This is a genomic window from Psychrobacter sp. (genome assembly GCF_035469765.1).
Lineage (GTDB): Bacteria > Pseudomonadota > Gammaproteobacteria > Pseudomonadales > Moraxellaceae > Psychrobacter.
Genome location: NZ_DATIRM010000171.1, coordinates 1 through 2,304, shown reverse-complemented (window position 1 = coordinate 2,304; position 2,304 = coordinate 1). Strand labels below are relative to the sequence as shown.

Annotated in this window: 3 protein-coding genes; all 3 read right to left on the bottom strand. The window is 42.7% G+C overall.

What is annotated here, in order from left to right:
* Positions 1–151: 151 nt before the first annotated feature.
* Positions 152–484, bottom strand: a complete 333-nt coding sequence (locus VLN09_RS04905; RefSeq protein WP_325244242.1) for a hypothetical protein — start codon at positions 482–484, stop codon at positions 152–154.
* Between the two features lie 227 nt (positions 485–711).
* Complete coding sequence (locus VLN09_RS04900) at positions 712–1,008, bottom strand: DUF3144 domain-containing protein (RefSeq protein WP_414709087.1); 297 nt, start codon at positions 1,006–1,008, stop codon at positions 712–714.
* A gap of 159 nt (positions 1,009–1,167) precedes the next feature.
* Positions 1,168–2,304 (bottom strand): methionine adenosyltransferase (metK, locus tag VLN09_RS04895; RefSeq protein ID WP_325244238.1); only part of this gene is annotated, 1,137 nt, incomplete at its 5' end.

Sequence of the window (2,304 nt, the reverse complement as noted above, 5' to 3'; positions counted from 1 at the left end):
TAAAGATCTTGGACAATGTTTAAATAGCAATGAAGTTAAAAAAGTCCCAACTTATATAAAGTTGGGACTTTTTTATTTTTCAGATATGTTTATCACTATATGTAGCACATGAATAGGGTTATAGCCTAATACCTATCAGCAATGCACTATGCTACATACATTGCCCTTTTACATAACCGATGGCAGAGGTAGTGCCACATGCTGAGCAAGCATTGCCAGCAGTGCGGTAACTGATGCCGGATGGGGTTTTTACCGTGACGCAGACAGGGTCGTATTGTGCGGTGCACATGGTCTGCTCAGGATTAAAAGGTGGGCATTTGGTAAAAGGATTGTTGACTGAACCTTGATTATTTGTCGGGCTCTGGTCTTCAGTGGTATGAATAGGCTCAGAATAAGTGTTACTTGGAATGTTATTACAGCCCGTCAATGCTAGAGTTGCTGACAGCCCAAGTAATGACAAGTAAAATTTGAATCCATAATTCATAGTAGTATCTCCTTATAAATAATGCTCAATAAATTCCTTTTATCGACATTCAAGGGTAAACATAGAAGTCATAAAATGCTATACAGCCATCATAGCCTATTTATCATTAGCTATCTATTGAAGCATAGTTAATAAAAAGCCCAAGCTTATCGTTAAGCTTGGGCTTTTTGGACATCTATTATTGCAATATTGTTCGAAGACAAGAAAATTCAACCAATCTTCTTGTCTTAGCTTGCAGGCTTATCATCTTTATTAAGCTGAATATATTTATCAAAGTTCTGTGCATAATCTGTCAAATTGTCGCTTAGCATTTGACGATATTGCTTGGTATAAAACTCAACAATATCGTCTTTTTCTTTGGCGAAATCATCACCCTTTACAAAGCCAATAGAAGCAACAGACGCGCTATAACGTGCAGCGGCATAAAGCAATGACGCACCTACTTGTCCTGAGTGCGCATCAGGACCCAATTGACTGTTTGCCACGCCAATGATGGCATCGGCACGTTGATAAAACGACTGCATTTCAGGGGTGATTTCAAGAGCGGCATCAATATCGTCATTTTGGGTATCGTTTGGCATGTTGTCTTGAGACATAAGCGCCTCCTAATAATGGTAGGTAAATTTACATTTATCACAGAAATTGAATAACTGGATAAAACAATAAGGTGTTAAGCACAAATTTTATAGACCAGCGTCTGCTTTTAAAATCTCAGCTTTGTCTGTTTTTTCCCACGTAAAGGCAGTTTCAGAACCTTGACGACCGAAATGTCCAAAAGTAGCTGTCTGTTGATACATTGGCTGTAGCAAGTTAAGCATACGAGTAATACCATACGGACGTAGGTCAAAATGCGTGCGAATCAAGCTAATGATTTCATCATTACTGATTTTGTTAGTACCAAAAGTGTTAATCGAAATCGAAGTCGGTTCAGCAACGCCAATGGCATAGCTCACTTGTACTTCACAGCGATCTGCAATACCCGCAGCTACGATGTTTTTGGCAACATAACGAACGGCATAAGCAGCACTGCGATCCACTTTTGAAGGATCTTTCCCACTAAATGCGCCGCCGCCATGACGTGCCATACCACCATAAGTATCAACGATAATCTTACGACCGGTCAGTCCTGCATCACCAACAGGTCCACCGATGACAAACTTACCAGTTGGATTGATATGATAGCGTGTACCGGCATGTAGTAGCTCTGCTGGCAGTACTTGCTTGATAATCGATTCCATAATCGCTTCTTGCAAGTCTGTTTGCGAGATACTTGGATCATGCTGCGTCGATAATACCACCGCATCAATAGCAACGGGTTTATTGCCGTCATATTTAAGGGTAACTTGTGCTTTGGCATCTGGACGAAGCCAAGGCAGCTCGCCTGAGCGGCGTAGCTCAGACTGACGCTCCATCAAGCGATGAGCATACTCGATAGGGGCGGGCATCAATACTTCGGTCTCATTGCTAGCATAGCCAAACATCAAACCTTGGTCGCCTGCGCCTTGTTCTTCAGGGTCAGCGCGGTCAACACCTTGCGCAATCTCAGGAGATTGCTTGCCAAGCATATTAATAACGGCACATGTCTCGCCGTCAAAGCCCAAGTCTGAGTGATGATAGCCAATGCCATTAACCGTATCACGCACGATGCGCTCAACGTCGATATTTGCTGTAGTGGTAACTTCACCTGCTAGTATAACAGCACCTGTCTTAACCAGCGTTTCGCACGCCACACGCGCATTTAAATCTTGACGTAAGATGGCATCGAGGATGGCGTCTGATATTTGGTCAGCCATTTTGTCAGGATGACCTTCGCTCACAGA